The sequence below is a fragment of the Pseudomonas sp. S31 genome, assembly GCF_016648105.1.
In the GTDB taxonomy this organism is placed as follows: Bacteria; Pseudomonadota; Gammaproteobacteria; order Pseudomonadales; family Pseudomonadaceae; genus Aquipseudomonas.
In genome coordinates, this window is the sequence record NZ_JACVVE010000023.1 from 83,321 (window position 1) to 107,745 (window position 24,425).

The 24,425-nt window shown below is 65.0% G+C and carries 23 protein-coding genes and 1 riboswitch; of the genes, 6 read left to right on the plus strand and 17 right to left on the minus strand.

What is annotated here, in order from left to right; translation table 11 throughout:
* The gene (locus IAE37_RS17475) at positions 1-606 is read left to right on the plus strand and encodes a sarcosine oxidase (protein ID WP_201175553.1); all 606 of its coding nucleotides are present in this window, start codon (positions 1-3) and stop codon (positions 604-606) included.
* A 120-nt stretch (positions 607-726) separates the two neighbouring features.
* Here the strand turns inward: IAE37_RS17475 and IAE37_RS17480 are convergent, their stop codons facing one another.
* The 14 genes from IAE37_RS17480 to IAE37_RS17545 form a co-directional block, all read right to left on the minus strand.
* Complete coding sequence (locus IAE37_RS17480; protein ID WP_201175554.1) at positions 727-990, minus strand: DUF3077 domain-containing protein; 264 nt, start codon at positions 988-990, stop codon at positions 727-729.
* 154 nt (positions 991-1,144) lie between these two features.
* The gene (locus IAE37_RS17485; RefSeq protein ID WP_201175556.1) at positions 1,145-1,426 is read right to left on the minus strand and encodes a hypothetical protein; all 282 of its coding nucleotides are present in this window, start codon (positions 1,424-1,426) and stop codon (positions 1,145-1,147) included.
* Positions 1,427-1,754: 328 nt separating this feature from the next.
* A complete protein-coding gene (locus tag IAE37_RS17490) occupies positions 1,755-3,269 on the minus strand; it encodes a DHA2 family efflux MFS transporter permease subunit (protein WP_201175558.1) in 1,515 nt (504 codons plus the stop codon).
* A complete protein-coding gene (locus IAE37_RS17495) occupies positions 3,259-4,416 on the minus strand; it encodes an HlyD family secretion protein (RefSeq protein ID WP_201175560.1) in 1,158 nt (385 codons plus the stop codon). The genes IAE37_RS17490 and IAE37_RS17495 overlap by 11 nt, the downstream gene beginning before the upstream one ends.
* Complete coding sequence (locus tag IAE37_RS17500) at positions 4,413-5,801, minus strand: efflux transporter outer membrane subunit (RefSeq protein ID WP_236410022.1); 1,389 nt, start codon at positions 5,799-5,801, stop codon at positions 4,413-4,415. Before IAE37_RS17500 ends, IAE37_RS17495 begins: the two co-directional genes overlap by 4 nt.
* A 199-nt stretch (positions 5,802-6,000) precedes the next feature.
* On the minus strand, positions 6,001-6,729 hold the full coding sequence (locus IAE37_RS17505) for an AraC family transcriptional regulator (RefSeq protein ID WP_201175562.1): 729 nt from the start codon (positions 6,727-6,729) through the stop codon (positions 6,001-6,003).
* Between the two features lie 176 nt (positions 6,730-6,905).
* Positions 6,906-7,286, minus strand: a complete 381-nt coding sequence (locus tag IAE37_RS17510; RefSeq protein ID WP_201175563.1) for a cupin domain-containing protein — start codon at positions 7,284-7,286, stop codon at positions 6,906-6,908.
* Positions 7,287-7,359: 73 nt separating this feature from the next.
* Complete coding sequence (locus tag IAE37_RS17515) at positions 7,360-8,184, minus strand: AraC family transcriptional regulator (protein WP_201175564.1); 825 nt, start codon at positions 8,182-8,184, stop codon at positions 7,360-7,362.
* A 109-nt stretch (positions 8,185-8,293) separates the two neighbouring features.
* A complete protein-coding gene (locus IAE37_RS17520; RefSeq protein ID WP_201175565.1) occupies positions 8,294-9,625 on the minus strand; it encodes an MFS transporter in 1,332 nt (443 codons plus the stop codon).
* A gap of 615 nt (positions 9,626-10,240) precedes the next feature.
* Positions 10,241-12,628, minus strand: coding sequence for a TonB-dependent receptor (locus IAE37_RS17525; RefSeq protein ID WP_201175566.1), 2,388 nt, complete (start codon positions 12,626-12,628; stop codon positions 10,241-10,243).
* A 65-nt stretch (positions 12,629-12,693) separates the two neighbouring features.
* The gene (locus IAE37_RS17530) at positions 12,694-13,638 is read right to left on the minus strand and encodes a FecR domain-containing protein (protein WP_201175567.1); all 945 of its coding nucleotides are present in this window, start codon (positions 13,636-13,638) and stop codon (positions 12,694-12,696) included.
* On the minus strand, positions 13,638-14,147 hold the full coding sequence (locus IAE37_RS17535) for a sigma-70 family RNA polymerase sigma factor (RefSeq protein ID WP_201175568.1): 510 nt from the start codon (positions 14,145-14,147) through the stop codon (positions 13,638-13,640). Before IAE37_RS17535 ends, IAE37_RS17530 begins: the two co-directional genes overlap by 1 nt.
* A 124-nt stretch (positions 14,148-14,271) precedes the next feature.
* Entirely contained in the window at positions 14,272-14,643 is a 372-nt protein-coding gene (locus tag IAE37_RS17540; protein ID WP_201175569.1) for a DUF6508 domain-containing protein, read from the minus strand.
* 56 nt (positions 14,644-14,699) lie between these two features.
* Entirely contained in the window at positions 14,700-15,191 is a 492-nt protein-coding gene (locus tag IAE37_RS17545) for a GNAT family N-acetyltransferase (protein WP_201175570.1), read from the minus strand.
* Positions 15,192-15,468: 277 nt separating this feature from the next.
* Here IAE37_RS17545 and IAE37_RS17550 point away from each other — a divergent pair, with 277 nt between their 5' ends.
* The gene (locus tag IAE37_RS17550) at positions 15,469-16,158 is read left to right on the plus strand and encodes an AraC family transcriptional regulator (protein WP_236410023.1); all 690 of its coding nucleotides are present in this window, start codon (positions 15,469-15,471) and stop codon (positions 16,156-16,158) included.
* Here IAE37_RS17550 and IAE37_RS17555 read toward each other — a convergent pair.
* Entirely contained in the window at positions 16,141-17,031 is an 891-nt protein-coding gene (locus IAE37_RS17555; RefSeq protein ID WP_201175572.1) for a sterol desaturase family protein, read from the minus strand. The genes IAE37_RS17550 and IAE37_RS17555 overlap by 18 nt on opposite strands.
* A 107-nt stretch (positions 17,032-17,138) precedes the next feature.
* On the minus strand, positions 17,139-17,915 hold the full coding sequence (locus tag IAE37_RS17560; protein WP_201175573.1) for a helix-turn-helix domain-containing protein: 777 nt from the start codon (positions 17,913-17,915) through the stop codon (positions 17,139-17,141).
* Positions 17,916-17,993: 78 nt separating this feature from the next.
* On the opposite strand from IAE37_RS17560, the gene IAE37_RS17565 reads away from it, so the two are divergent.
* Positions 17,994-18,704: an aspartate/glutamate racemase family protein gene (locus IAE37_RS17565; protein ID WP_201175575.1), complete on the plus strand. Its 711-nt coding sequence runs from the start codon at positions 17,994-17,996 to the stop codon at positions 18,702-18,704.
* A gap of 17 nt (positions 18,705-18,721) precedes the next feature.
* Here the strand turns inward: IAE37_RS17565 and IAE37_RS17570 are convergent, their stop codons facing one another.
* Positions 18,722-20,860 (minus strand): TonB-dependent receptor, encoded by a 2,139-nt coding sequence (locus IAE37_RS17570; protein WP_201175578.1) that lies wholly within the window; start codon positions 20,858-20,860, stop codon positions 18,722-18,724.
* A 109-nt stretch (positions 20,861-20,969) separates the two neighbouring features.
* Positions 20,970-21,176, minus strand: a riboswitch (cobalamin riboswitch).
* Positions 21,177-21,409: 233 nt separating this feature from the next.
* On the opposite strand from IAE37_RS17570, the gene IAE37_RS17575 reads away from it, so the two are divergent.
* The 3 genes from IAE37_RS17575 to IAE37_RS17585 are packed head-to-tail and all read left to right on the plus strand — an operon-like array spanning position 21,410 to position 24,256.
* Positions 21,410-22,495, plus strand: coding sequence for an ABC transporter substrate-binding protein (locus IAE37_RS17575; protein ID WP_201175580.1), 1,086 nt, complete (start codon positions 21,410-21,412; stop codon positions 22,493-22,495).
* Entirely contained in the window at positions 22,476-23,471 is a 996-nt protein-coding gene (locus IAE37_RS17580) for an ABC transporter permease (RefSeq protein WP_201175582.1), read from the plus strand. Before IAE37_RS17575 ends, IAE37_RS17580 begins: the two co-directional genes overlap by 20 nt.
* On the plus strand, positions 23,465-24,256 hold the full coding sequence (locus IAE37_RS17585; RefSeq protein WP_201175584.1) for an ABC transporter ATP-binding protein: 792 nt from the start codon (positions 23,465-23,467) through the stop codon (positions 24,254-24,256). Before IAE37_RS17580 ends, IAE37_RS17585 begins: the two co-directional genes overlap by 7 nt.
* Positions 24,257-24,425 lie beyond the last annotated feature (169 nt).

Here is a 24,425-nt window from a genome sequence, read left to right on the forward strand (position 1 = left end):
ATGACCAGCCTGAAAGCCGAAGCCTACATTCCCCGCAGCCCACGCGCCGAGCTGCTGCAGACCTGCGCCCTCAGCGACCTGACCGACCTGGCGCGGGTCGGTTTCCGCGGCGGCGACAGCGGCGCCTACCTGCACCAGCGTGGCTACCAGTTGCCGCCCCAGCCCAACCAGGCCTTGCGCCAGGATGACGGTGCCTGGGTCGCACGTCTGTCGGCCAGTGAGTACCTGCTGCTGGGCAGCCTCGCCGACGTGGGCGCTGCGGTGGCCGCCGAGGAAGCGCAGTGGGTGCAGGATGCCTCGCGCAACTACCTGTTGCCACGCCAGGACAGCCATGCCTGGCTGCAATTGAGTGGGCAGCAGTGCAGTGCGGTGATGGCCAAGTTGTGCGGGGTCGATTTGCGCGCCCAGGCCTTTCCGGTCGGGGCCGTGGCGCAGACCTCGGCGGCGCGGATCAACGTGATCGTGGTGAATGTCGGGAGTGAGGAGTCGCCGGGGTTCTACTTGCTGTTCGACCGGGCTTCACGGGCTTACTTTCGCGAAGCGATGCTGGATGCGATGGAGGAGTTTGAAGGGGGGTGGGTTGGGGTTGATGAATTGATGCGTTGATCTGGGCGGCTTGACAGCCGGCAAGCCGACTCCCCCACCGCTGCTGCTCTGGCTTTTGGCTGGGATAACGGGGGCCTGGCTTGCCATCAGAACTAACGTACGATCCGGGATTCCGGGCCCTTATGGGGTTGGGGAAGTCATCTTTGGGGGTATTCCTCGCTCCAGGTCATCAACCAGAGCCTTGGCCAGCTCACTGAGGATGCGTGCGGCACTACCGGCGATGCGGTCGCCTTCCATCTCGGCCTCGGTGGTCAGGTGGCGGATGCAGCCGAGTAGCACCGAGAGCTGGTTCATGGCGTGCTCGAAGGGAATGCCGGGTTGCATGCGGAACAGGTCGAAGGTTTCGATACCTGCCGTTCTGGCGCGGGTGATGTCATCGATCATCTTAGGGTTCTCCGTTTCGATTCCGTGAATACGGTGGTGGATGGCACCGGCGTTGCCGGTGTTCGCGGGTGAACCCGCTCCTACAGAGGGTGATGTGCCTGTACGAGCGGGTTTATCGGGGCGCCGCGCCGCGAATAGGCCGGTGAGGCCTGCCTCAATGCAGGCTGGGATTACGCTCCAGCGCCAACGCCAGGGCATCGGCCTGGGCCCAGGCGAGCTGCATGGCGCGCAGGCCGTTGGTCATCGATTCGCGCATGGCGGGGTCTTCGATGAACTCGATGGCATAGCGGCTGTGATTGTAGGCCAACGTCAGGTAGTGGGTGATGTTCAACACCACATGATCCATCGGCACCAGGCGTTCGATGATCGCGTTGCTGAGGGTCTTGCCGTCGGGGAGATCGTGGAGTTGCGGTGGGTCGGGGACGATTTTCTTCATTGTCGGCTTCTCATGGAATTACCGCACCCCTTCGTTTCCACACGTAAGGGTGGCAGTTGTACACGGAGTGGAAAACCAGGCCATGAGAACCCCGGTAGGCCATGCGGCCTTCCGCGTACAACCGCCATGACGACAGCCGCATTCTCAGGAATTGCCAGGGTTTCCACACCCCGATCGCTGAATTGCCAGCGACCGAGAAAGCCTAGGGGGCCATGTTTCCCGGCACAATCAGACGCGCATCGACACGACTCGTAGGATATTTCTCCAACCAGGGATTCGCCACCATGAGCGTGTAGGACGCGTCTGAAAATAACGTAGCCTATACGCCCTACCCACTCCGCTTGGCTCGCAGCAGCAACGCCGCCAGCGCACACCCGAGCAACGCCAGGCACGACAGATAGAACGCATCGCTGTACGCCATCAGATACGCCTCCCGCCGCACCGTCGCCGCCAGCGCCTCGAGCATCTGCTGTTGGTGTGGCAGCCAGGTCTGCATCGCTTGTCCGAGACGTTCGTGCAACGCCGGTGAAAACGCGGTGATGTGTTCATGGACGCGCTCGCTGTGGTAGCGCTCGCGGGTGGCCACCAGCTGGGTCAACGCCGCCGTACCGACCGCCCCGCCAAGGTTGCGCAACATCGAGAACACCGCCGACGCCGAGCCCGCATCACGCTTGTCGAGCCCCGCGACGGCCAGCACCGACAACGCCACCATGATGAATGGCTGACCGATCCCCCGTACCACGGTCGACGGGATGATCACGTTGTCGGCGCTGTCCGCCGTGAGGCCCGCGCCCAGCCAGCAGCCCAGGGCCATGATCAGGAAGCCGCTGGCCACCATGAACTTGGCGCTCGTCCAGGCCATCAGCCGCGGCATCAGCGGCGCCAGCAACAGCTGCACCCCACCGTAGGCGATCAGCGCCACGCCGACATCGCGGGCACTGAAGCCCTGGATCTGCGACAGGTAGTTGGGCACCAGGAACACCAGGCCAAACGTGGCACCGCCAAAGATGAACATGGCCACGCTGGCAACGCCAAAGTTGTAATGGCCGAGCAGGCGCAGGTTGATGAAGGCGCGCTTGCCCAGCAACTGGGTGACGACGAACACCATCAGCGCAATGGCGGCGACCAGCGACATGCCAAGGATGAGCGGCGAGGCGAACCAGTCCAGGCGCCCGCCCTCCTCCAGCACGATCTGCAGACCGCCAAGGCCGATCACCATGGCGGCGATGCCCAGCCAGTCGCCCTGGCGCAGCAACGCCAGCTTCAGCGGCTTGGCGTCAATCGACCAGGCGATCGCCGCCAACAGGGCGATGCCTGGGAACAGCTGCAGGTAGAAGATCCAGCGCCATGAATAGGCATCGGTCAACCAACCGCCAATCGACGGCCCAGCCGCCTGGGCCACACTGTTGGCCAGGCTGAACAGCGCCATGCCCATGGCCATCTTGCTGGCGGGCAACTCGGTGATGATCAGCTGGAACGACAGCGGAATCAGCACGGCGCCAGCCGCACCCTGGACCACCCGGATCATGATCATGGCCTCCAGGTTGGGCGCCCACGAGCAGGCGATCGATGCCAGCAGGAAGATGAACGAGCCGGTCCACATCACCCGGCGCATCGAGAACACCTCGACCAGCCAGGCCGTGAGCGGGATCATCACGATCTCCGCCACCAGGTAGGCGGTCGAGATCCACGACCCCTCCTCGAAGCTCGCCCCCAGCGAGCCGCGGATTTCCGGCAGCGCCGCGCTGGTGACGTGCACGTTCATGCCGGCCATGAAGCAACCGAACAGACCACCGATCACGGCCACCCAGGCCCGCGTCGATACCGCAGGTTCAGCGCTCATCGCCACGCTCCGCACCACGGGTGTCGACCGTGGTCACCACCGACATGCCTGGCAGGATCTGCAAGTCCTGCACGGGGGGGTCGAGGAGGATGCGCACTGGAAAACGCTGGACGATCTTGGTGAAGTTGCCCGTGGCGTTGTCCGACGGCAGCAAGGCGAAGACGTTGCCCGAGGCCGGCGAAAAGCTGGCGACGTGGCCGCTCAGGGCGTGCTCGGCATAACTGTCGATGCTGATCCGCACCGGTTGGCCGACGCGCATCCGGCCCAACTGGGTTTCCTTGTAGTTGGCGACCACGTAAGCCTGCCGCAACGGCACCACGGCGAGCATCGGCTGGCCGGCGACCACATGCTGCCCGGCGCGTACCCGGCGCTGACCGACCACACCGTCGATGGGCGCGCGGATCAGCGTGTCTTCCTCGTCCTGGCTGGCCAGGGCCAGTCGCGCCTGGGCGCGGGCTTGGGCGGCGCCCTGCTGCTTGAGTGTCGCGGCCGCCTGCAAGGCCTGGGCTTGGGCCATGGCCAGCTGCGAGCGCTGCTCGCGCAATTGGGCCTGGGCGCCCTGCCAGCTCGCACGTGCCTGGACGGCCCTGGCGGTGGCTGCTTCCAGGCGCTGAACGGTGGCAGCATTGTCGCGCACCAGGCCACTGTAGCGCTGCCTGTCCAGGTCGCTGCGCCGGTGTTCGGCCTCGGCGCTCTGCACGGCCGCCTGCGCCTGAACAATGGCCTGCCGGCGCTGGTTGATACGCTCGGCCGCAACCTGCTGTTGGGCTTGGGCGGCAGCCAGGGCCGCCTGCGCCTCGGCGACCTCAGCCTCGGCCTGCAAGCGCCGGGCGCGGTAGTCGCGATCCTGCAGGCGCACCAGCACGTCGCCGGCCTTGACCGGTTGATCGTCGTCGACCTCGACCTTGGCCACGTAGCCCGGTACTCGCGCACTCATCGCCACCCAGTCGGCGCGGACATAGGCGTCGTCGGTAGTCTCCAGGTAGCGACCGGTACTGAACCAGTAGCCGGCCAACCCCGCCAGGAGCAACAGCCCTGCGCCGCTTCCGGCGATCAGCGCCACTCGGCGGCGGGCGCGCTTGCGCTCTGGCGTCATGTCAACGGGCTCGCCTACGGCGGGCAGTGGCTTTTCAACGGCTACGTTCATGGTTGCTTTCCAGTTTCGTTGAATGACCCCGATGTGGCGGTCGTGGCTGCCTGCCAGCGCCCGCCCAGGGCCTGGAACAGATCGATCTGCGCATGCGCCAGACGGCCCTCGGCTTGGACGTGGCGAGCGCGCACGGCGATCAGGTCGCGCTCGGCATCGAGCAGTTGCAGGGCATCGACGGCACCTGCGCGGTAACTCGTTTGCGCCAGGTCGAAGCCACGCTGGCTGTGTGCCAGGGCGGCATCCAGCGCCTGGCTGTGCTGGCGCTCGCCGTCGTAACGGGCCAGGGCCTGGCGCACATCCTTGAGCGCCGCCAGTGCCACGCTTCGGTAGTGCGCCACTTGCGCCTGCTGCAATGCCTGCGCCTTGCCGACGCGGGCGCGGTTGGCCTTGATGTTGGGAAACTCCCAGCTGATCAGCGGGCCGATGCCGACCATCACCGATCGGCTGCCGCCCAGTTGCGAAATGCGGTGATCGGATGCGCTCAGCGATGCGCCAAATCTCACTTTGGGATAGAGATCTGCCTTGGCGATATCGACATCCAGGGCGGCCGCCTGCCAATCACGCTCGGCCTGGCGCACGTCCGGGCGACGCGCCAGCAGATGCCAGCCGTCACCCGCGGGCAACGGCGACTTGAGGGTCGGGATGTGCTGACAGGTATCACCCTGCTCCGTCACCACCGTCGGCGCCTCGCCACCGAGCAGGGCCAACTCGAACAGGGCTATGCGCCGGCGCGCTTCCAGCACCGGCAGTTGTGCCTGCACCTGGTCGCGCAGGCCCAGCAGGCGCACGCCGTCCAGTTCGGTCGCAAGGCCGGCCTGGCGCTGACGATCGCTGAGTCGCAGGCTCTGCTCCAGCGTCTGCAACGACTGCCGTGCTGCCTGCAAGCGGGCGCCATACACGCACTGGTCGACATAGGCCCGCGTGGTCTGGGCCACGACCTGCAAGCGCACCTGCTCCATGGCCGCGCGACTCGCCTCGGCCTCGGCCCGCGCACGCTCGATGGTATTGCGTACCTGCCCCCAGATATCGACCTGGTAGGCCAGTTCGATGGCAGGGTTGAATTGCCATTGCATCGGCGCATGGCTGTCGGTCGCTTCGGCCAGCGTCTGGTCGTCGGCGCTCTTGCCGTAGGTAGCGGCCATGCTCACCTCGGTACCGGGCCAACGCCTGGCTGCGAACTCGCCGATGCCGGCCAGCATGGCACGGACGTTGGCTTCGGCCTGGGCCAGGTCCTGGTTGCGCGCCAAGGCTCGTTCGACCCAGCGGTCGAGCTGCGGCTCCTGGTACAACGCCCACCAGCGCTCGGGCAGCGGTCGATCACTGACACCGGCGGGCAAGTCGGACAACACGTCGAAGGAGGTCAACGCATCAGGTGGCGCCATTGGCATTCGTTCGGCGCAGGCGGACAGCGCGGCCAACAGGCCAACCGCGCCGAGCAACCTGGGCAAGGAAAGGGACTGCGGGTTATGCATCACGTCACATCACTTCAAGGGTCGTGACGCAAGCTTAAAGAGGGGATCGCAGCCCTTCTGCCGCCAGTGGGACAAACGCCCGCGCAAACGGGACAAGCGCAGCCTGGGTTCAGTGCCGCCGCGCGTGTGCGGCCCCCTGCACCCTGGCCTGCCAGTCACTCGGGGAATGGCCGAGAATCCGCTTGAACACAGCCGAAAACGCACTGGCGCTCTGGTAGCCGTGTTCAAGGGCCACGTTGATCACCGGCACACCTTCGGCCAGGCGCTGCTGGCTGAGCATCACCCGGGCACGGGCGCGCCAGTCACCGCAGGACATGCCAAGTTCACGCTGGAACAATCGGGCGACGTTGCGGGCGCTCATGCTCAGCTGTTCGCCGCACTGCTCCAGGGTCTGCTCCTGCGCCGGGTCGGCAAGAAACCGCTGGCACCAGGCGCGCAGCCTGGCATGCTGCGGCAGCGGCACATGGGCCTCGATCTTCACTGCCGCGTCCAGCTCGCGTTGGATGAGCGCACGTACATGCACTGCGTCGTCGGGCTGGCCGAACATCTTCGAGGCAGCCAGCACCAGTTCGCGCAACAGGCCAGACACCGCGATCAGCTGGCACTGGGCAACCTGCGAGCCGACCAGCAAGGTGCGCATGGACACCTCGCCGACCATGCGGATTTCATGGCTGACCCCAGCCGGTACCCACAGGGCCTGGTGGTGCGGGACGACCCAACTGCCGGCGTCGCTGCGTACCTGCATGACACCGCTGGCGGCGTAGATGAGCTGGTCCTGGGCATGGCAATGCCGGGGCACCACGTCATCGTGGGCGAAGTCCATTCCTAATGCTTCCATGTGGGTGCCCTGTGCCTTCGGTGGAGTTACCGGCCCTTTCGCCAGCGAACCAATATATCGCGCTATCTATGCCAATTCCCGCTTACTTCCGCACAAAAACCAATAAGATCGCTATCTAATACCAAATTTCAATTAATAATTGGTTTTCTATTGCCCGCTTAACCAGAAAGGAAAAATCAGATCCAGACGTCGTTCTGCGCCGTGCGCTCCCCACCCTCGTGACCGGTATTGAGCACACCCCTCGGCTCGATCATCATCAGCTTCGCCTCACCCTGCGCCGCTGTACGATGTTGGACGCCGCGTGGTACGACGAACAGCTCACCTGGCCGCACATGCACGCAACCGTCGGGCAAGTCGATGCGCAGCACGCCTTCAAGCACCAGAAATGCCTCGTCGGTTTCCGGGTGCGCATGCCAGATGAATTCACCCTCGATGCGCACGACCTTGAATTGGTAGTCGTTCATTTCAGCGACGACTCGCGGGCTCCACTGCTGCTCGATCAGCGTGGCTTTGTGCAGCAGGTCGACAGGGCTGGAAAGGGTTTGCTGGTTGGACATGATGGTTCCTCGATGGTTGGAGCCGTCAGCCTATAGAGCGGCGCTGGTCGCCTTCTTGTACGATCCTGCACGTTTAGCGACTGGCGCGCAGCCGCTCCAGCCAACGCAGGGGCGATACGCCGTAGCAACGGGTGAAATGCCGGGTCATGTGGCTCTGGTCGTGAAAGCCTGCGGCAAGCGCGGCATCGACCAGGGGAAAGCTATCGACGATCAGTCGTCGGAACAGGTCCAGGCGGCGCAGGGTCACGAAGCGATAGGGGCTGGTGCCGTAGAGCGTGCGGAAATCCCGCGACAGGCTCCAGCGCTCGCGACCGCTGGCCTGCTCGAGCATGTCCAGGGTAATGCCCAGGTGCAGGTGCTCCATGATGAAACCCCGGGCACGCTCGGCCGAACGATAGTCCAGGCGTTTGCGGCCACGGGGCTTGCCAGCCACGGCCTGCAAAGCCGTTGCCAGGTCGTAGAGGGCGTCCTGTTCTTCCAGCGCATCCAGCGGGTCGTCCATCGCTTGCACGAACGCTTCACTGGCCTGGTACAGGCGCGGATCACTCGACAGGCCGCCGGCAATGAATGGCAGCGGCTGGCCACCCAGGATGTTCTGGATCAGCGCCGGATCGATGTAGGCCATGCGGTAGCGAAAGCCCGCCTCGGTGCCGGCCATGCCGTCGTGGACTTCGTCGGGGTGCAGCACCAGGGTGTTGCCCGGCACGCCATGGCGTAGCGAGCCTTTGTAGTGAAAGCTCTGCACCCCGGCCAGGGTGCGGCCGATGGAATAGGTGTCGTGCCGGTGTGGGTCGTAGCCGTGGCTGCCGAACCAGGCCTCGATGCGCTCGACGCTGCCGGGTTGGGCGTTGCGGATGACCCAGTCGGCAGGGGTTGGAAGGTTCGAACTTCGGCTCAAGGCGCGTATTTCCGTTACGAGGCTGTACTGACCATGGCAGGACTATAACGGGCCACGATGCCGCTTGAAAGCCACGCCGCCGCAAGCGCGCCTGCGGCGGCGTCGCGCCTCAACGCTCCAGCGAAGACGCCATTTCCAGGCTCATGCCGCGGGTTTCCGGGGCCAGCCACACCGACACCACCAAGCCTGCCAGCGACACCAGTGCCGCGACCAGCATGGTATTGCCGATGCCGATGCTCTGCAGCGAGATCGGCACCAGCCAGGTGCCCGCCGCCGAACCGATACGCGACATCGACGAGCCCATGCCGACGGCGAATGCACGGATCTCAGTGGGGAACAGCTCGTTGGGGTACACCAGTTCCAGCACCTGGGCTCCGCCGATGAACAGCGCATAGGCACCGAACAACGCCAGCACCAGCACCTCGGAGCCATCGGCGAACAAGCCCAGGCCCAACAGCGCCAGGGTCGACCAGAGGAAGCTGTGGATGATCAGCGGGCGGCGCCCGAGCGAGTCGATCATGCGCGTGGCGAGGATGCAGCCGACCACGAACAGCAAGGTGATCAGCACCGAGCCGTAGGACGCCCAGTCCCCCTTGAGATGCAGAGCCTGCAGCACCACCGGGGCAAAGGAATACACGGCGAACATCGGTACCACCGCAGCGCTCCAGAACACCGCGACGAATAGCATGCGCTTGCCATAGCCCGAACGCATCAGCGCACCCAGCGACACCTTTTTCTCCACGGCCTGCTCGGGCATGTTGGCCAGCGAGTACGACGGGCCATAGACCTGCTTGATGATGCGCTCGGCTTCCTCGAAGCGCCCCTTGCTCACCAGCCAGCGCGGCGACTCGGGCGTGCGCAGGCGGATGATGAACAGCAACGCGCCCAGCACTCCGGAGCTGGCCAGCACCATGCGCCAGGCTTCATCGCCACCGTTGGCCAGGATGAAGTTGCCGACCATGTACGACAACGCGGCGCCGGCGAACCAGAGGATGGTCAGCCCGGCCAGGCGTTGGCCACGGTGTTTCTGCGGCAGGAACTCGGTCAACAGCGAGCCGGCGACCGGGTATTCGAGGCCCACGCCGATCCCGACCAGAAAGCGCAGGATGAACAGCGCGATGCCCGACTCGACCCAGAAGGTGCCGACCGAGCCGACGATGAACAGGATGGGGCCGACGAAGAACAGGCGGCGGCGGCCGAGCTTGTCGGTCAGCCAGCCGCCGAGGAAGCCGCTGAAGAAGGTGCCGAGCATGGCCGACGCCGCGACCATGCCCTGCCAGAACGAATCGAGCTTGAGGTAATCGGAAAACTGCACGATCACCACACCGATGATGCTGAGGATATAGCCGTCGAGAATCCAGCCACCGCCTGCACACAACGTCATCAACTGGTGGAAGTTGTTTAACGGTGCGTCCTCGATGGAAACAGTATTGTTGCTCACCGTGAAAAGTCTCCTGTGGTATTAATTATTTTTAGTGCCTAAAGACAGTCGGCCAGCCAAACATCGAGCGCGCACAGTTATGTGCCGCACGTACCTGTGCGGGATGTTTGGATGTTGTGTTTTTGCGCCATTGGCATTGGCGTGAAACCGATGATTGGGCGCTGCCCGCAGTGGCAGGACCACGGCAAGCAGACCCTCGGAACGGCCTGGGCCTAGGGCGCCAAATCTAGGTTTAAGCCCATGATTCATAGGGCCTAGGAAGAATGTCTACTCTTTGTCTACTATTTGTCGGCGCAGCATAGACGAAACTTTTCTGGGGGGTCAACGATAAATTTTGGTTATGCGAACGCTGGCGCGATTGGACAAACAGCCGGCGCGCAGGGAGGGTTTTCCGGAGGGTGATTTATCATTAAATTATTGATGGCGGTGTTATTTTATTGAAGGAAGTAGTTAGTTCCCTGGGGTTCGCCGCAAGATTATCTGCGTTATATAGATCGAGCGCCGCCCGCGCGGCGCTCGATGTCAGCGAACATGCACCTCTCGAATCGAACACCGCGATGCGCCGCGCGGGCGGCGCTCGGTCTCGAAAACACCACTACCCTCCCGCCGTACGCCTCAAAAACCCACTGTGGCCGACAGCAGATAAGTCCGTGGCGTGGACAAGGTCAGCCCCGGTTCGCTGTCATCCGATGCCCCCGCCGACGCCCAGTAGCGGTCATCCAGCACGTTCTCGACACTGGCGCGCAAGGTCACCTCGGTGGCGTCGACCTTGAAGGCATAGCGCGCCCCCAGGTCGAACCGCTCCCAGCCATCGATCTGCTTGCTGTTGTCCTGGTCCAGGTACTGCGAGCTGGAATGGATGCCACGCGCCGTCAGGGTCAGCCCGTTCACACCTGGCACATCCCACTCGGCACCGAGGTTGACGTTGTACTCGGGCGTCGCCGGGGCGCGGTTGCCATCGTAGGCGCCACCCACGGTGTCGGTCAGTTCGCTGTCGATGTACATCACCCCACCCAGCAAACGCACGCCTTCGACTGGCTCACCGAACACGCTCAACTCGATGCCGCGGTTGTCGCGCTTACCATTGGGGCCGAACACGCGGGTCCCGGGGTTGGTCTCGTAGGCCGGCTGGCGAATGCGGAAGGCGCTGGCGGTGAAGGCCACGCGCCCCAGGTCGTATTTGGCGCCCACCTCGACCTGACGGCTGGTGAAGGGGGCGAATATCTGGTCTTCGTTGATCGACGTCGAGGGGGCGATCTTGCCCTGGCTCAAGCCTTCCATGTAGTTGGCATACAGTGACAGCTGGTCGGTGACCTTGAGCAATACGCCAGCCGACGGCGAAAGCTTCTCCTCGTCATAGGCCGTGTCGCCCTTCACGCCGTCACTCCAGTCATCGACCTGGACCCGCTGCCACCGGGCACCGAGGGTCAGCAACAGGCGGTCATCGAAGAAGCCCAGGGTGTCGGCCAGGGCGACGCCGGAAAAGCGGTTTTCGGTGTACACCTCGGCATCGATGCGCGTCGGCGTGCCCGGCGTCGGGGTCGGTACCGGGTCGTACAGGTTGCTGGGCGCCGAGGCATAACGCGCGCCGCCATTGGTGAAGTCCATGTAGAAGTAGCTGGCAGCCAAGTTCAGTTCATGGCTGACCGGCCCGGTATGAAACCACTTGCGCAACCCGGCCATGGCGGTGCGCACGGTTTCGTCGCGGGTGAAATCGCGCGGCTGCACGGTGAAGTCGCCGGCATCGTTGACGACCGAGACGTTGTGGCGAAGGAAGTCATGGTGGCTCTTGCGCGCGCCGACCGCGCCATAGGCCAGCAGCGATTCGCTGATGTCGTACTCGGCGTTCAAGGCGCCGAAGGTGTCGTTGGTGCGCGCCTTGCTCCAGGCCTGGGCGTAGTTGTGGCGCACGTCATTGGCATCCGGCACCTTGGCATTGGCGCCGACCAGCACCCGCTCCTGCGGCGCATCGGTGTCGCGCTCGGTGTGGCCGAGGTCGGCCGACAGGCGCAGGCGCTCGCCACCAAAGTCCAGGCCCAGCACCGCCATCTCGCGGTCGACGCTCTGGTGGTCCCACTCGGTGTCACCGGACTGCTTGACGCCGTTGAAGCGCAGGCCGAACTGATCGCCCTCGCCGAACCGGCGGCCGATATCCACCGCGCCGCCCACCTGGCTGCCCGAGGCGTAGCTGCCGGTGAACTCGGTGAGAGGCTTGTGGCCGGCACGCTTCGGCACCACGTTGATGCCGCCGCCGACGCTGCCGCGTGGCGAGATGCCGTTGATCAGCTGGCTGGGGCCCTTGATGATGTCGACCCGGTCGGCCATCTCCATATCGATGGAATAGGTGGGCAGGATGCCGTACAGGCCGTTGTACGACACATCGCTGTTGAACAGGCTGAAACCGCGAATGGTGAACTGCTCGAAGCGCCCCCCAGCCGGGTTGGTCGCGCGCACCGACGGATCACTGGAGACCAGGTCGCCAAGGGTGCGAGCCTGCTGGTTCTTTACCAGTTCGCTGGTGTAGGTGGTCATGCTGAACGGGGTTTCCATGAAGTCCCGCGAGCCCAACAGGCCCTGCGACCCTTTGCGCGCCACCTGGCCACCCGCGTAGGGCTGGCCGTCGTTATCCAGGGCCTGGGCGCCGACGATGCTGGTCGGGGCAATTTCCAAGGCGTTGGCCCCCTCGGGCGCCGGCACCAGGGTGAACGCCCCCTCGCCGACCGGCTGCAGTTGCAGGCCGCTGCCCTGGAGCAGCAGCAGGAAACCTTCATCGACACTGTAGCGGCCCGACAACCCGCCACTGTGCCGGCCACCGACCAGGGCCGGGTCCAGCGACAGGCTGACGCCAGCCTGGTCGGCGAAGCGGGTGAGCGCAGCGCCCAGGCTGCCAGACGGCACTTCATAGCTACGGCGAACGCTTTCATCGGCCCAGGTGGGTGCGTTGAGCAACAGGCTCATGGCGAACCCGACACCCATCAGGCGGCAAGACTTTACTGCAGGCATTGAACAAGGCTCCTTTGATTTTCCTCTACCGGTAATGACCGGCGAGGAAAAAAAAGGGGACAGCCTCAAGCACGATTTTCTCGCGGCGCCAGGGTGACCCAGTAGCGGGTGCGCATCTGCACCTGCAGTGGCAGGCTGGCAGCCAGCAGGGCCAACACGCGATCGGGCTCGTCGAGGCGGAAGGTGCCGGTGACACGCAACGCCTCCAGCGCCGGCGCCCAGCGCAACACGCCAGGGCGATAACGGCGCAGTTCCCGCAGCAAGTCGCCCAGGGGGCGGTCTTCCAGGCGCAACACCCCATCGCGCCAGCCCAGCGGCCATTCGTCCAGCGTACTTACCGGCCCTGCGCCCTGGGCGTACAGCCTGGCCTGCTGGCCGGCCTGCAACGCCAGGGCGCCACCGCGTAGGGGTTGCAGGGTAGCCGAGCCGTTGACCTGAGAAACCTGGCAAGCCTCGTCGAACAAGCGCAGGCAGGCCTCGCCGGAGCTGACCGCGACCTGGCCGAAGGGCAATTCGACGGCCAGGCCCAGGCCAGCCGGCAGGGTCACCGCCACCTCGCCGCGTAACAGCTTCAGCCGACGCGCCGCCAGGTCGATGTCGACCGCACTGTCGGTGTTCAACTCAAGGTAGGTGCCATCGGCCAGGGCCAGTTGCCGGCGCTCCCCTACCCCGGTGTGCACATCGGCGGTCCAGGTTTCCAGCGGCAACTGCCGCGCCAGCATCCAGCCCGTGGGCAGCAATGCCGCCACGGCCAATGCCTGCTTGAGCAACGCCCGGCGGCTGGCCTGCGGGCGGTCGAGGGCGGCCAGGGCCAGCTCGCCGGGCAACTGGGAAAAGCGCTGGCGCAGTTGCATCGCCTTTTGCCAGGCCTGCTCATGCTGGACATCGCTGGCCCGCCACTGGGCCAGGCGCTGCAGGTCGCTGTCACCAGCCGCGCCGGACTCCACCAGCGCCAGCCAGCGTGCGGCGGCGCGTACCACTTCGCGAGTATTACCGTTGACGGCCGACATTACAGTTCTGCCAGCAGGCAATGTTCGTACGCTTGCGCCATGTAGCGCTTGACCGTGCGCTCGGACACAGCCAGGCGCACGGCGATCTCGCTGTACCCCAGCCCTTCCAGCTGGCTCCAGAGAAACGCCCTGCGCACCGGCGGCTTGAGGCCGTCGAGCAATTCGTCGAGCGCGTGCAGGGTTTCCAGCAGGATCCAGCGCTGCTCCGGTGATGGCAGGCTCTGCTCGGGCAATTGCGCCAGCGCGTCCAGGTAGGCTTGTTCCAGGCTGCGCCGCTGGTGGAAATTGCTCAACAAGCGCTTGCCCACGGTCAGCAGGTAGGCGCGTGGCTCGCGGATGTCGGCCAACGGCTGGGCGCTGGTGAGCACACGCAGGAAGGTGTCCTGGCTGAGGTCGGCGGCATCCCACGCATTGCCCAGGCGCCGACGCAGCCAGGTTTCCAGCCAACCGCGGTGGTCGCGATAGAGGGCTGGCAGGCTGTGCTCCTGGGACGGCGCGGCATCGGTCATGGGGAAGGCTCTGCGGAGGCGTAAATGGGAGTGATTCTATTTTACGTCAGGCGTCAGATCCAAGGGGTTTGTACAAAAAGTCAGTTGAGACGTCTGGGGCGCGTAGCGGCCCTAATCGGCTCACTTACATAGCCTCGCGCAGTTGCGCCAAGCGCAGGAGCAGACGCTTCACATAGCCCTTGGCGATCATCGAGCCCCAGTGCCCATCGCAAAAACGCTCACCGCGCACGTAATAGGTCACCAGGCTGCACAACTGCTCCAGGCTCGCTTGCTCGATGGCGCCCGGCTCGCTCATCAGGCGATCACCGGTGGCGCGGTAGTCGATGACCAGCCAGCAGTCCAGACGCGCTTGCTCATAGAACTCGTCGACCACCTTGGCGTAGATCGGATAAGGGTGATTTTCCCGGAAGGTATAGGCCTCGATGGCCACTCCGTCGGGATACAGCAGCGGCAGGAAGCGTAGCAGCGCGTCGATTTCGGCCGGGGTGGGTAGCATGACGAGTTCCTTGTCGTGGATCAGGACGACAGTCTACACACACCGCGCCTGGGTGTTTAAAGCGTCATGAGCATTTCATGCCAGGCCATGCCGCCGTGGTCCGAGGGTGACGGGCGCACGTACTGGTAGCCCATCTTGCGGTACAGGTCGACATGCTGCTCCTTGCACATCAGGTGGATGCTGGCCTTGCCCTGGGCGCGCATGCGGGCGACGAACTCGGTCATCAGTTGCTTGGCGTAGCCCTTGCCCTGATGGGCCGGGTCGACGACCACCGACATGATCACCACATTCGGCGCCAGCGGATCGTGGCCGACCAGCTCCTTGAAGGCTTCATCGGACATCACCACTTCATGGGCGCAGCCGCTGTTGATGAAGCCAGCGATGCCGCCTTGTGCTTCGAGCAGCAGGAAGCCGTCTGGGTATTGGGCGATCCGGGTGCGGATCTTTTCAAGGGTGGCGGCTTCGTCGCCCTCGTAGGCACCGATTTCGATGGCGTAGCAGCGCTCGGCGTCCTGGGCGACGGGGGTGCGGAATGAGGGAGTGGTCATGGGTTGGCTCCGGCGGGCAGTGTGACGAGGGGGTATGGTAAATGACCAGACGACCCTTTACGGTGCATTCTTTTTGAATCAGGCTTGCCGGCAAGGTGAGGCTTTTGCGCTGTACTGCCTGGACCGGCCCCTTCGCGGCGGTTCGGCGCCCCGATGAACCCGCTCCTACAGGATCCCCATTGGTCTGTAAGAAATTGACCCCCTGTAGGAGCGGGTTTACCCGCGAATGGCGCACACTGGCCCGTACTGCCTTACCTCGACTTCAGGAGGCCCGACGTTGCTCCAACAAGACCCCCTCCAACCCTGGCAAGGCGAAATCTGGCTGGGCAGCGACCACTGCGTGCTACTGAGCACACTGGGCCGCACCGACAGCCACCGCCACTACGCCCACCAGTTGCTGCTCGGTCTCGACGGCCCCGTGCAGGTGCGCCTGGGCGAGCAGGACCACAGCAGCCCGGCGGTGCTGATCCCATCACAGCAGCCGCACGCCATCCTCAGCCACGGCGTGCCCTGCCTGACCCTGTTCGCCGAACCCCTGGCGTTCACCCTGCACGACTTCCACGAAATCCACGCGCAGGCAGGCCAAACCCCGCAGCGCCTGGCCGAATGCCTGCAGCGATGGCCACGTCGCCCCCTCCCCCCACGCCTGGCAAAAGCCGTGCAACGCATCCGCGCGTTGGACGACCAGGCCTTGTCGGCTCGCGAGCTGGCCGCCACTGCTGCGCTCTCGATAAGCCAGCTGCAGCGCCTGTTCAACGGCACCCTGGAACTGTCTATCCGCCGCCTGGTGCTGTGGCAGCGCCTGCGCGTGGCCCTGCGACTGGCGCTGGAAGGCGCGGCCCTGACCGAAGCCGCGCTGGCAGCGGGTTTCGCCGACTCGGCGCACTTCACCCGCAGCGTGCGCCGGCACTTCGGCCTCAGCCCAGGCAATGCATTGCATCAGTTGCGCCTACGCACGCTCGGCTAGCGCCTGGCGCAGGGTCACCGGCAACACCGCAGGCGCCTCGGTATCGCCGTTTACCCACGGCTCACGCAACTGCGCCAGATAGCCTTGCGGGTAGTCTGGGCGATCGCCGATGCCCAGATCATCCTCTGCCAGCCGATACCCCGGCAGATGCAATGCCGTGCCGAGCAGCCGATCCCACAGCGGAAAGAACAGCGCAAAGTTCACGTCGCCCGTGGTGCCGTACTTCAGATGGTGCAAGCGGTGCACCGGCGCCCAGGCGAACACATGCCGCAGGCAGCCGATGCGCATGTCGACGTTGCTGTGCTGCAGCAACAGCTGGATCGACACACTGAAGGCCAGCAACAACGCTACCTCCAGCGGCAGGCCCAGCAGGATCAACGGCAGGGTCCCGCCCAGCGCCTCGAGCATCTGGTGCAGGGGATGCTTCATCAAGCCATTGAAGCCATACAGGCGCGTCACGCTGTGGTGCACCGCATGCAGGCGCCAGAGCAAGGGGCTACGGTGGCTGGCGTAGTGCACCAGGGTGATGCCGAGGTCGGCCAGCACGATGGCGACCAGCAGTTGCACCGCCAGCGGCCAGTCGGCGGGCCAGATATCCAGAGCAGGCAGCCAATGGGCAAGCAACGGGATCGCCGCGATGCCGGCGATGTTCAGCGACTCGTTGACCAGTGCATGGCACAGGTCGCGCCTGGCATCGCCTTGCGATCCGTTCCAGGCAGCGCGGTATGGCATGAGGCGTTCGCACAGGCAGGACAGCAACACCGCACCCGCCAGTAGCAGCGCGAGCCACCCCGGATGGACATGACGGTTTGCCAGCCACAGCGCGGTGGCGATGAAGCCAAAGAGGAAAACAGGGGCGTAGAGCAGGCGCATGACAGACTCCTTAAGACTGGAGCCGCCATTGTTCGCAAGACAAACGCTACTCGCTTGAACGAACGGCGCAATCGCAGCGGCGAACCGAGCCCGAAGGCAACGGCGCCCTAACGGTAGGCGTCAGCTTGCCGGCGATACTGCCCAGGCGTCATGCCCAGGTGCTGGCGAAACGCGCTGCCCATGTGCGACTGGTGCGCAAAACCCGCCTCCAGGGCAATGTCGGCCAGGTCCTTTGTGGTCCGTTCGATCAAGTGCCGAGCGGCTTGCAGCCTGATCTGCACCAGGTACGCATGGGGCGTCAGGCCAATGGCCTGGGTGAAGTCGCGCAGGAAGCGAAGCTCATTGTGGCCGTAGGTGCTGGCCAGCTGTTCCAGGCTCAACGGTTGCTGATGTTCGTCGCCGATCCGGTCCAGTACCTGGGTGAACGCCTTGGCCTCGACCTTGGCCTGCACCCTCGGCGCCCCAGCCTGTGCGATGAGGCCCATCGTCCCCTCCTCCAGTGCCAGTCGGTCGGCTTGCGGCGCAAGCAACAGCCGCCGCAGCTGCATCGCCTGCTGCAGGGCCTGGCGCTGACCGGTGAACTGCACGCGCCGATCGATCGCCGGCAGCAGCCGCTGGGCCTGCGCGGCTTCCAGGCGCAGCACCAGATATTCGCCCCCCTTGGCGGACTCGGAAAACACATCGACGCCAACGGGTGTCTGCGCCAGCACCCCGGCGAAGGTGTCGAAGTCGACACGCCGGTCGGAGTCGATCGCATGCACGCCCTGCTGACGCTCCAGGGTGATGCCCAGCGAATGCCAGCGCACCGGGTCACTGGCGCTGTAGGCCGCGCGCGGCAAAAGTTGCAGGCACAGCGTATCGCCCAGCAGGCGCTGGCTCAGCATGTGAAATTTCCTGATAGACCGTCGTTGGCTGGCACCGGACACTTCCTGGTGAACGATTGACACTAACGGGAGCACCGCATGCGCACCATCGGCCTTATCGGCGGCATGAGCTGGGAGTCCAGCGCCGAATACTACCGCCTCATCAACCAGCAGGTGCGTGATCGCCTGGGGCCGCTACGTTCGGCGCAAACGCTAATCTACAGCGTCGACTTCGGGCCTGTCGAGCAGGCCCAGCATGCCGGGCGCTGGGACGATGCAGCGGCGATCCTGGTGGATGCAGCGCGGCGACTCGAGGCGGGCGGCGCCGATTGCGTGGTGCTCTGCACCAACACCATGCACAAGGTCGCGGCGCAGATCGAGGCGGCGGTGGCCATTCCCTTCCTGCACATTGCCGAGCCAGCCGGGCAAGCGGCACGCGAGATCGGGGCGACGAAAGTGGGCCTGCTCGGCACGGCTTTCACCATGGAGCAGGACTTCCTCAAACAGCGCTTGCGCAACATGGGGCTGGAGGTACTGGTGCCCGAGGCCGCCGAACGGCAATGGGTGCATCGGATCATCTACGACGAGCTGTGCGTCGGCGTGATCGCCACGGCATCGCGCAAACTCTACCAGGCGGTGATCGAATCGCTGGCCGCACGTGGCGCCCAGGCAATCATCCTCGGCTGTACCGAAATCGGCCTGCTGATCAAACCGGAGCACAGCACCCTGCCCCTGCTCGACACCACCGAACTACACGCGCGGGCAGCGGTGGCTTTCGCCCTGGCTGACGGGGAAGCGGCGCCACGGTGAGCGTGACGCCGTAGCCACTAGAAGCTGTAGTCTGCCGTGACGAAGAACGACCGCGGCTCGCCCAGGTACCATTGCAGGCCGTTGTTGTCGGTGGTAACGGCATACTGGCGGTCGAACAGGTTGTTCAACTGCAGGCCAAGGGTGAGGTCCGGCTGCACCTGCCAGTCGAAGCTTGCGTCGACTACGCTGTAGCCGGGCACCTTGACGGTGTTGGCATTGTCGGCGTATCGGCTGTCGACATAACGCACACCCGCCCCAGCCCTGAAGCGCTGGGCGAAATCCTTGCTCAACCACAGGTTGGCCGAGCGGCGCGGGACGCTGACCGGTTGGTTGCCGCTGAAGTCGTCACTGCCGCTGGCGAAGTCGTCATATTCGGCGCGCACCCAGGCGGCGTTGGCCGAGAGCTGAACGTCGTAGGGCAGGCGCAGCTCCAGGGTGGCTTCCAGGCCGTCCGAGGATTGCTGGCCGACCTGCTGCTGGAGGGTCGGGTTGGCAGGGTCGGTGCTGAGCAGCTTCTTCTTGACGATGTGGTACGCCGCCAGCGTCCATTCGCCCCGGCCCTCGGCCAGCATCTGCTTGATCCCCACTTCTGTCTGCTTCGCCGTGCTCAAGTCCCACTGCTGCTGGGTGGCACTGAGCGTCAACAGGTTGCCCACGCCTTCGGTGCTGGTGGCGTACTGGCCGTAGAGCGAAAGGTCCTCGGTCAGCGCGAACACCAGCCCTGCCCGCCAGTTGTTGCCATCCAGGCTGCGATCGGTGCGCGAGTCGGCATCCAGGTCGGTGCGGTCCAGATGGACCTGATCGTGGCGCACGCCGGTGATCAGCGACAGGCGTTCGGTTAACTGCGTGCGGTTTTCGGCGAACAGCGAGAACTGCCTGGCCTGGTTGGCCTCACGCGAGCGGAACGGGTCGGTGCTGACGTATCCGCCGCCACCGGAGCCGGCCAATGGCACGGTATCGGTGTGGGTGTTGCCGAAGTCGTGTTTGCGCACGAAACGAATCGAGTTGTAGTCGGCGCCCACCACCGTCTGGCTGTCCAGGCCGAACAGCGAGTGCTGCAAGGTGAAGGTCTGGCGGTCGCCGATCTGCTCCTCGGTCTGCTTGATGCTGATGAAGTTGCTGCGTCGCACCTGGTCACCCGGCAGCCAGGTATAGGCCTCGGCGTTACGCCAGCGGCGCTGGACCTTGAGGAAATACAGCTGGTTACTGGCCGTCAGGTGGTCGTTGATCACCCAGTCGGTGACCAGGCGCGTGGACTGGTCGTTGTAGTGCACCTCGGCGTTGTCGACGTTGTAGTTGTGGTCGCGCAGCGACTCGCGGTAGTGCCCATCGACCAGGGGCGTACCGAAATATCGCTGCGGGTTCTGGTCGCCGTAGTCATGGCTGAGGGTGAAGCTCAGGTCGTCGCTGGGCTGCCAACGCAAAGCGCCACTCACGGCAAGGCTCTGCGAGTCACCGCGGTCGACCCAGCCATTGCTGGCCTGCTTGTTGAGGTTGAGCCGGTAGCTGAGGGTATCGGTCAAGGAGCCGCCACTGTCGAGCGCCATTTGCCGGCGGTCGTCGGAGCCGTAGCCCAGGCGCAGGTGGTTGCGGATGTCGCCTTCGAACGGTTTTTTCGGCACCACGTTGACCACCGCGCCGGTCGCGCCCTCCCCGTACAGCACCGAGGCCGGGCCGCGCAGGACATCGATGCGCTCGACCGACCAGGTATCGACCGGGAATGTCACGGTGCCGGCGCCCACGTACAGGCGGGTGCCGTCATACAACTGCATGATCGCGCTGTGACCGCTGAAACCGCGCGCTGAAAGCCCGGTGCCGCCGTCACCCGGGGTGCCGAGAAAGGTGATGCCAACCGAGCGGGTCACCGCGCTCTGCACGCTGGGGTTGTTGCGCGCAAGAACTTCCTCACTGCCGATGCTGGTGACGCTGGCCGGCGTTTCCAGCGGCGTCAGGCCCAGCCGCGAGGCTGTGCTGCCGGGTGTATGCAGGTCGAGCAGCGGACTCTGCTCGGCATTGCCGGTGATCGCGGTCGCCGGCAATGCCAGCGCCTGGTCATCGTCGTTGGCTTGGGCCGCGAAGGAAAGCAATACACAAGGCACCAGGCTTGCACGCAAGTACGTGCCTGGCAGGGAGGTGAACACTGAATAACGGGACATGTCTTTCCACTTGAAGCAGGAATGAATGAATCCCGGAGGGAACAACGCATAGGGAAATCGCAGGCGCACGCGCCCACGGAAACCGGCCTGCGCCCGCCCACCGCGGGTTTGCCAAACGATGCTTCAGGCCGGTCTCCGGGCTCGCGAGGGTCATGAAGCATTCACCTTCCCATGCCTTGGCACAGTGGTCTGTCGAATGCTTCGCTCGCATACCGTTGCGGGGGCAGCGCCGGACTGATCATCGCGCGATGACGAACCGGCTTCCCGTTTCACCCCATGCACGGCGGCAGGGGGCACCTGAAACAGGCGCGCAGATGACCATCAAAACGCCGGCAGGTCAACCGCAGGGGTGTTTGCCGAGGAATGGCGGCCACCGCATAAAATCATTTTTACGCATATTAGGTTATGCCTAAATTGAATTTCACTGAAAGACGGAAAGCCTCTAGCTTAAGCGCCCATAGCGTTTGGTTCTGAACAGGAACCTCACCGCCAGACGCGCACGCTACCCGACCACGTGGTGCCTGCCCCCTTTATCGCAATGGAGGCGCCATGCCCATCTCCTCGTTAAGCCGTCGTCAACTCATCGCCCTGGCAGGCACCGCGACGGCTGCCGCGTTCGCCAGCCGCCTGGCCTTCGCCGACCATGACCACGGCAGCCACGATCAAGGCGCTCAGCCCGACCACGCCAGCCAACCGGTCGGCAGCGGCCTGGACCTGGACAGCACGCGCTGGGTGCTGCCCGAGCCACGCAAGATCAAGCTGGCCACCAACCTCAATGCGGTGTGCCTGGCGCCGGTGGCCGTGGCCGACAGCCAGGGCATCTTCAAGCGCCATAACCTGGATGTGGAGTTCGTCAATTTCGGCAACTCCACCGAAGTGCTGCTCGAGTCCATGGCCACCGGCAAGGCCGACGCCGCCACCGGCATGGCCTTGCGCTGGCTGAAGGCGCTGGAACAGGGCTTCGACGTCAAGCTCACCGCAGGCACCCACGGCGGCTGCCTGCGCCTGCTGACCCTGGACAACGGCCCGAAGTCCTTCGAGGCCTTGAAAGGCGCGACCATCGGCGTCACCGACATGGCCGCGGCGGACAAGAACTTCTTCTCCCTGATGCTCAAGCGCCACGGCGTCGACCCCCTGCGTGACGTGACCTGGCGGGTCTACCCGATCGACCTGCTCAGCGTCGCCCTGCAAAAAGGCGAGATCCAGGCCGCCAGCGGTTCGGACCCGCTGATGTATCGGGTCAAGCAACAGCCGGGCTTCGCCGAATTGGCCACCAACATGGTCGAGGAATACGCCAACATGAGCTGCTGCGTGGTCGGCGTCAGTGGCAAGCTGGCCCGCGACGACACGCCAGTGGCGGCGGCCATCACCCACTCGATCCTGCAGGCGCATGCCTGGGCCTCTCGCAACCCCGATGCGGTGGCCGAGGAGTTCCTCAAGTTCGCGGTCAATACCTCCCGCGAGGAGGTGCATGCCATCCTCACCGAGCACACACACGGCTACTACTCGGTGGGCAACACCTTCGTGAAGGAGATCGCGGTCTATGCCCGCGACCTGAAGAACATCGAAGTGCTGCGCCCCCGTACCGACCCACTGGCGTTCGCGGAGGGTGTCCATGCCGACGTATTCGCTTGAGCAATCCCGGCCCGGCACCTCGGCGCATGCGCCGGCATGGCGAGCGGGCCTGCTGGCTGCGCTGGCCTGGATCGTCCTGGGCCTGTTCACCGAACTGTATCCGGACGGCGGCAAGCCCTGGCCTTACACCCGTGAGCTGGCCGTCGCCGGCGTGGCGGTGGGCGCTCTGCTGGTGCTGATCGCCCTGCTGCCGGGGCCGTTCAGCCGTGTGGTGCAACGCCTGCGCCCGGCCGGTGCCTGGCTGGTGGCGTTGCCGCTGTTGCTGGGCCTGTGGCTGCTGGTGACAGCCAAGGTGGTGTTGTTGCCGGTGCCGTTTTTCGCCCCGCCCCAGGCGCTGATCGAAGTGTTCCTCGACGACTGGCCGCGCCTGGGCGAAAGCCTGCTGCACTCGCTGTGGCTACTGCTCAATGGCGTGGTGCTCGGTGGCGTCGCCGGCTTCATCGCCGGGGTGGCCATCGGCTGGTCACACCGCATCGGTTACTGGGTGCACCCGGTGCTGCGCATCCTCGGGCCGGTGCCCTCCACGGCGCTGCTGCCGATCTGCTTTTTCTTCTTTCCCTCCAGCTGGAGCGCGAGTGTGTTCCTGATCGCCCTGGCGACCTGGTTCCCGGTCACCGTGCTGACCTGGTCGGGCGTCGCCAGTGTCGACAAGGCCTACTACGAAGTGGCCCGGACCCTGGGGGCCAACTCACGCTTCCTGGTCTTGCGGGTGGCGATCCCCGCCGCCCTGCCGCATGTGTTCGTCGGCCTGTTCATGGGTCTGGGCGCGTCGTTCTCGGTACTGGTGGTAGCCGAAATGATGGGCGTCAAGGCCGGACTCGGCTGGTACCTGCAGTGGGCTCAGGGCTGGGCGGCCTACGCCAACATGTACGCCGCGCTGCTGGTGATGGCCCTGCTTTGCTCGGGCCTGATCACCTTGTTGTTCATCGTCCGCGACCGGGTATTGTCCTGGCAGAAAGGAGCCGTCAAATGGTGAACCCCGCCCAAGCCACCGTCCCTCGCGAAAGCGGCATGGCCCTGGATATCCGAGGCCTGAGCCACGCCTTCGAACTGGGCGACCAGCGCCTGCCGGTGCTCGACGACGTCGACCTGCACTTGCAGCCGGGGGAAAGCGTCGGCCTGCTCGGGCCGTCCGGGTGTGGCAAGTCGACCCTGCTGCGCCTGGTCGCCGGGCTGGAAGGCCTGCAACACGGCCAGCTGCTGGCCGATGGTAGCGCCATCGAGGGCCCGCACCCTTCTCGGGTGCTGGTGTTCCAGGATCCCACGCTGTATCCGTGGCGTAGCGTCTGGGACAACGTCGCGCTCGGCCTGCAGGCCCGTGGGCAGCTCAAGACCCAGCGCCCACGGGTCGACGAGACGTTGCGCAAGGTCGGCTTGCTGGAGTTTCGCGATGCCTATCCGCGGCAGTTGTCCGGGGGCATGGCGCAGCGGGCAGCGCTGGCCCGGGCGCTGATCAACGAGCCACGGCTGCTGTTGCTCGACGAACCGCTCGGCAAGCTCGACTCGCTGACCCGTATCGCCATGCAGAGCGAGCTGATCCGCTTGTGGCAGCAACAGGCCTACAGTTCGTTGCTGGTGACCCATGACGTCGAAGAGGCGCTGCTGCTGTGTGACCGGGTGCTGGTGTTCTCGGCGCGGCCGGCGCGGGTGCTCGCTGAGCTCAAGGTCGGGCGGCCCTATCCGCGGCGGCGGGATGACCCGCGGTTGCTGGAGTTGCGTCAGCATGCGCTGGAGCTGCTGGGGCAGGGGGCGGATTGGTAGGGTTCGGGGGCGGTTAGGATTTCTGGTGCATGGTTTGAGATTTGCTGCGTTCTCAAGATCGAGCGCCGCCCGCGCGGGGCTTCGCGGTGTTCGACTTGAGAGGTGCATGGTCGCAGACATCGAGCGCCGCCCGCGCGGCGCTTCGCGGGGCAAGCCCGCTCCCACATTT

Coding starts and splice junctions, on each gene's coding strand:
- IAE37_RS17475 (WP_201175553.1), top strand. CDS start 1: ATGACCAGCCTGAAAGCCGAAGCCTACATTCCCCGCAGCCCACGCGCC.
- IAE37_RS17480 (WP_201175554.1), bottom strand. CDS start 990: ATGATCGATGACATCACCCGCGCCAGAACGGCAGGTATCGAAACCTTC.
- IAE37_RS17485 (WP_201175556.1), bottom strand. CDS start 1,426: ATGAAGAAAATCGTCCCCGACCCACCGCAACTCCACGATCTCCCCGAC.
- IAE37_RS17490 (WP_201175558.1), bottom strand. CDS start 3,269: ATGAGCGCTGAACCTGCGGTATCGACGCGGGCCTGGGTGGCCGTGATC.
- IAE37_RS17495 (WP_201175560.1), bottom strand. CDS start 4,416: ATGAACGTAGCCGTTGAAAAGCCACTGCCCGCCGTAGGCGAGCCCGTT.
- IAE37_RS17500 (WP_236410022.1), bottom strand. CDS start 5,801: ATGGCGCCACCTGATGCGTTGACCTCCTTCGACGTGTTGTCCGACTTG.
- IAE37_RS17505 (WP_201175562.1), bottom strand. CDS start 6,729: ATGGAAGCATTAGGAATGGACTTCGCCCACGATGACGTGGTGCCCCGG.
- IAE37_RS17510 (WP_201175563.1), bottom strand. CDS start 7,286: ATGTCCAACCAGCAAACCCTTTCCAGCCCTGTCGACCTGCTGCACAAA.
- IAE37_RS17525 (WP_201175566.1), bottom strand. CDS start 12,628: ATGCCTGCAGTAAAGTCTTGCCGCCTGATGGGTGTCGGGTTCGCCATG.
- IAE37_RS17530 (WP_201175567.1), bottom strand. CDS start 13,638: ATGTCGGCCGTCAACGGTAATACTCGCGAAGTGGTACGCGCCGCCGCA.
- IAE37_RS17535 (WP_201175568.1), bottom strand. CDS start 14,147: ATGACCGATGCCGCGCCGTCCCAGGAGCACAGCCTGCCAGCCCTCTAT.
- IAE37_RS17540 (WP_201175569.1), bottom strand. CDS start 14,643: ATGCTACCCACCCCGGCCGAAATCGACGCGCTGCTACGCTTCCTGCCG.
- IAE37_RS17545 (WP_201175570.1), bottom strand. CDS start 15,191: ATGACCACTCCCTCATTCCGCACCCCCGTCGCCCAGGACGCCGAGCGC.
- IAE37_RS17555 (WP_201175572.1), bottom strand. CDS start 17,031: ATGCGCCTGCTCTACGCCCCTGTTTTCCTCTTTGGCTTCATCGCCACC.
- IAE37_RS17560 (WP_201175573.1), bottom strand. CDS start 17,915: ATGCTGAGCCAGCGCCTGCTGGGCGATACGCTGTGCCTGCAACTTTTG.
- IAE37_RS17565 (WP_201175575.1), top strand. CDS start 17,994: ATGCGCACCATCGGCCTTATCGGCGGCATGAGCTGGGAGTCCAGCGCC.
- IAE37_RS17570 (WP_201175578.1), bottom strand. CDS start 20,860: ATGTCCCGTTATTCAGTGTTCACCTCCCTGCCAGGCACGTACTTGCGT.
- IAE37_RS17575 (WP_201175580.1), top strand. CDS start 21,410: ATGCCCATCTCCTCGTTAAGCCGTCGTCAACTCATCGCCCTGGCAGGC.
- IAE37_RS17580 (WP_201175582.1), top strand. CDS start 22,476: ATGCCGACGTATTCGCTTGAGCAATCCCGGCCCGGCACCTCGGCGCAT.
- IAE37_RS17585 (WP_201175584.1), top strand. CDS start 23,465: ATGGTGAACCCCGCCCAAGCCACCGTCCCTCGCGAAAGCGGCATGGCC.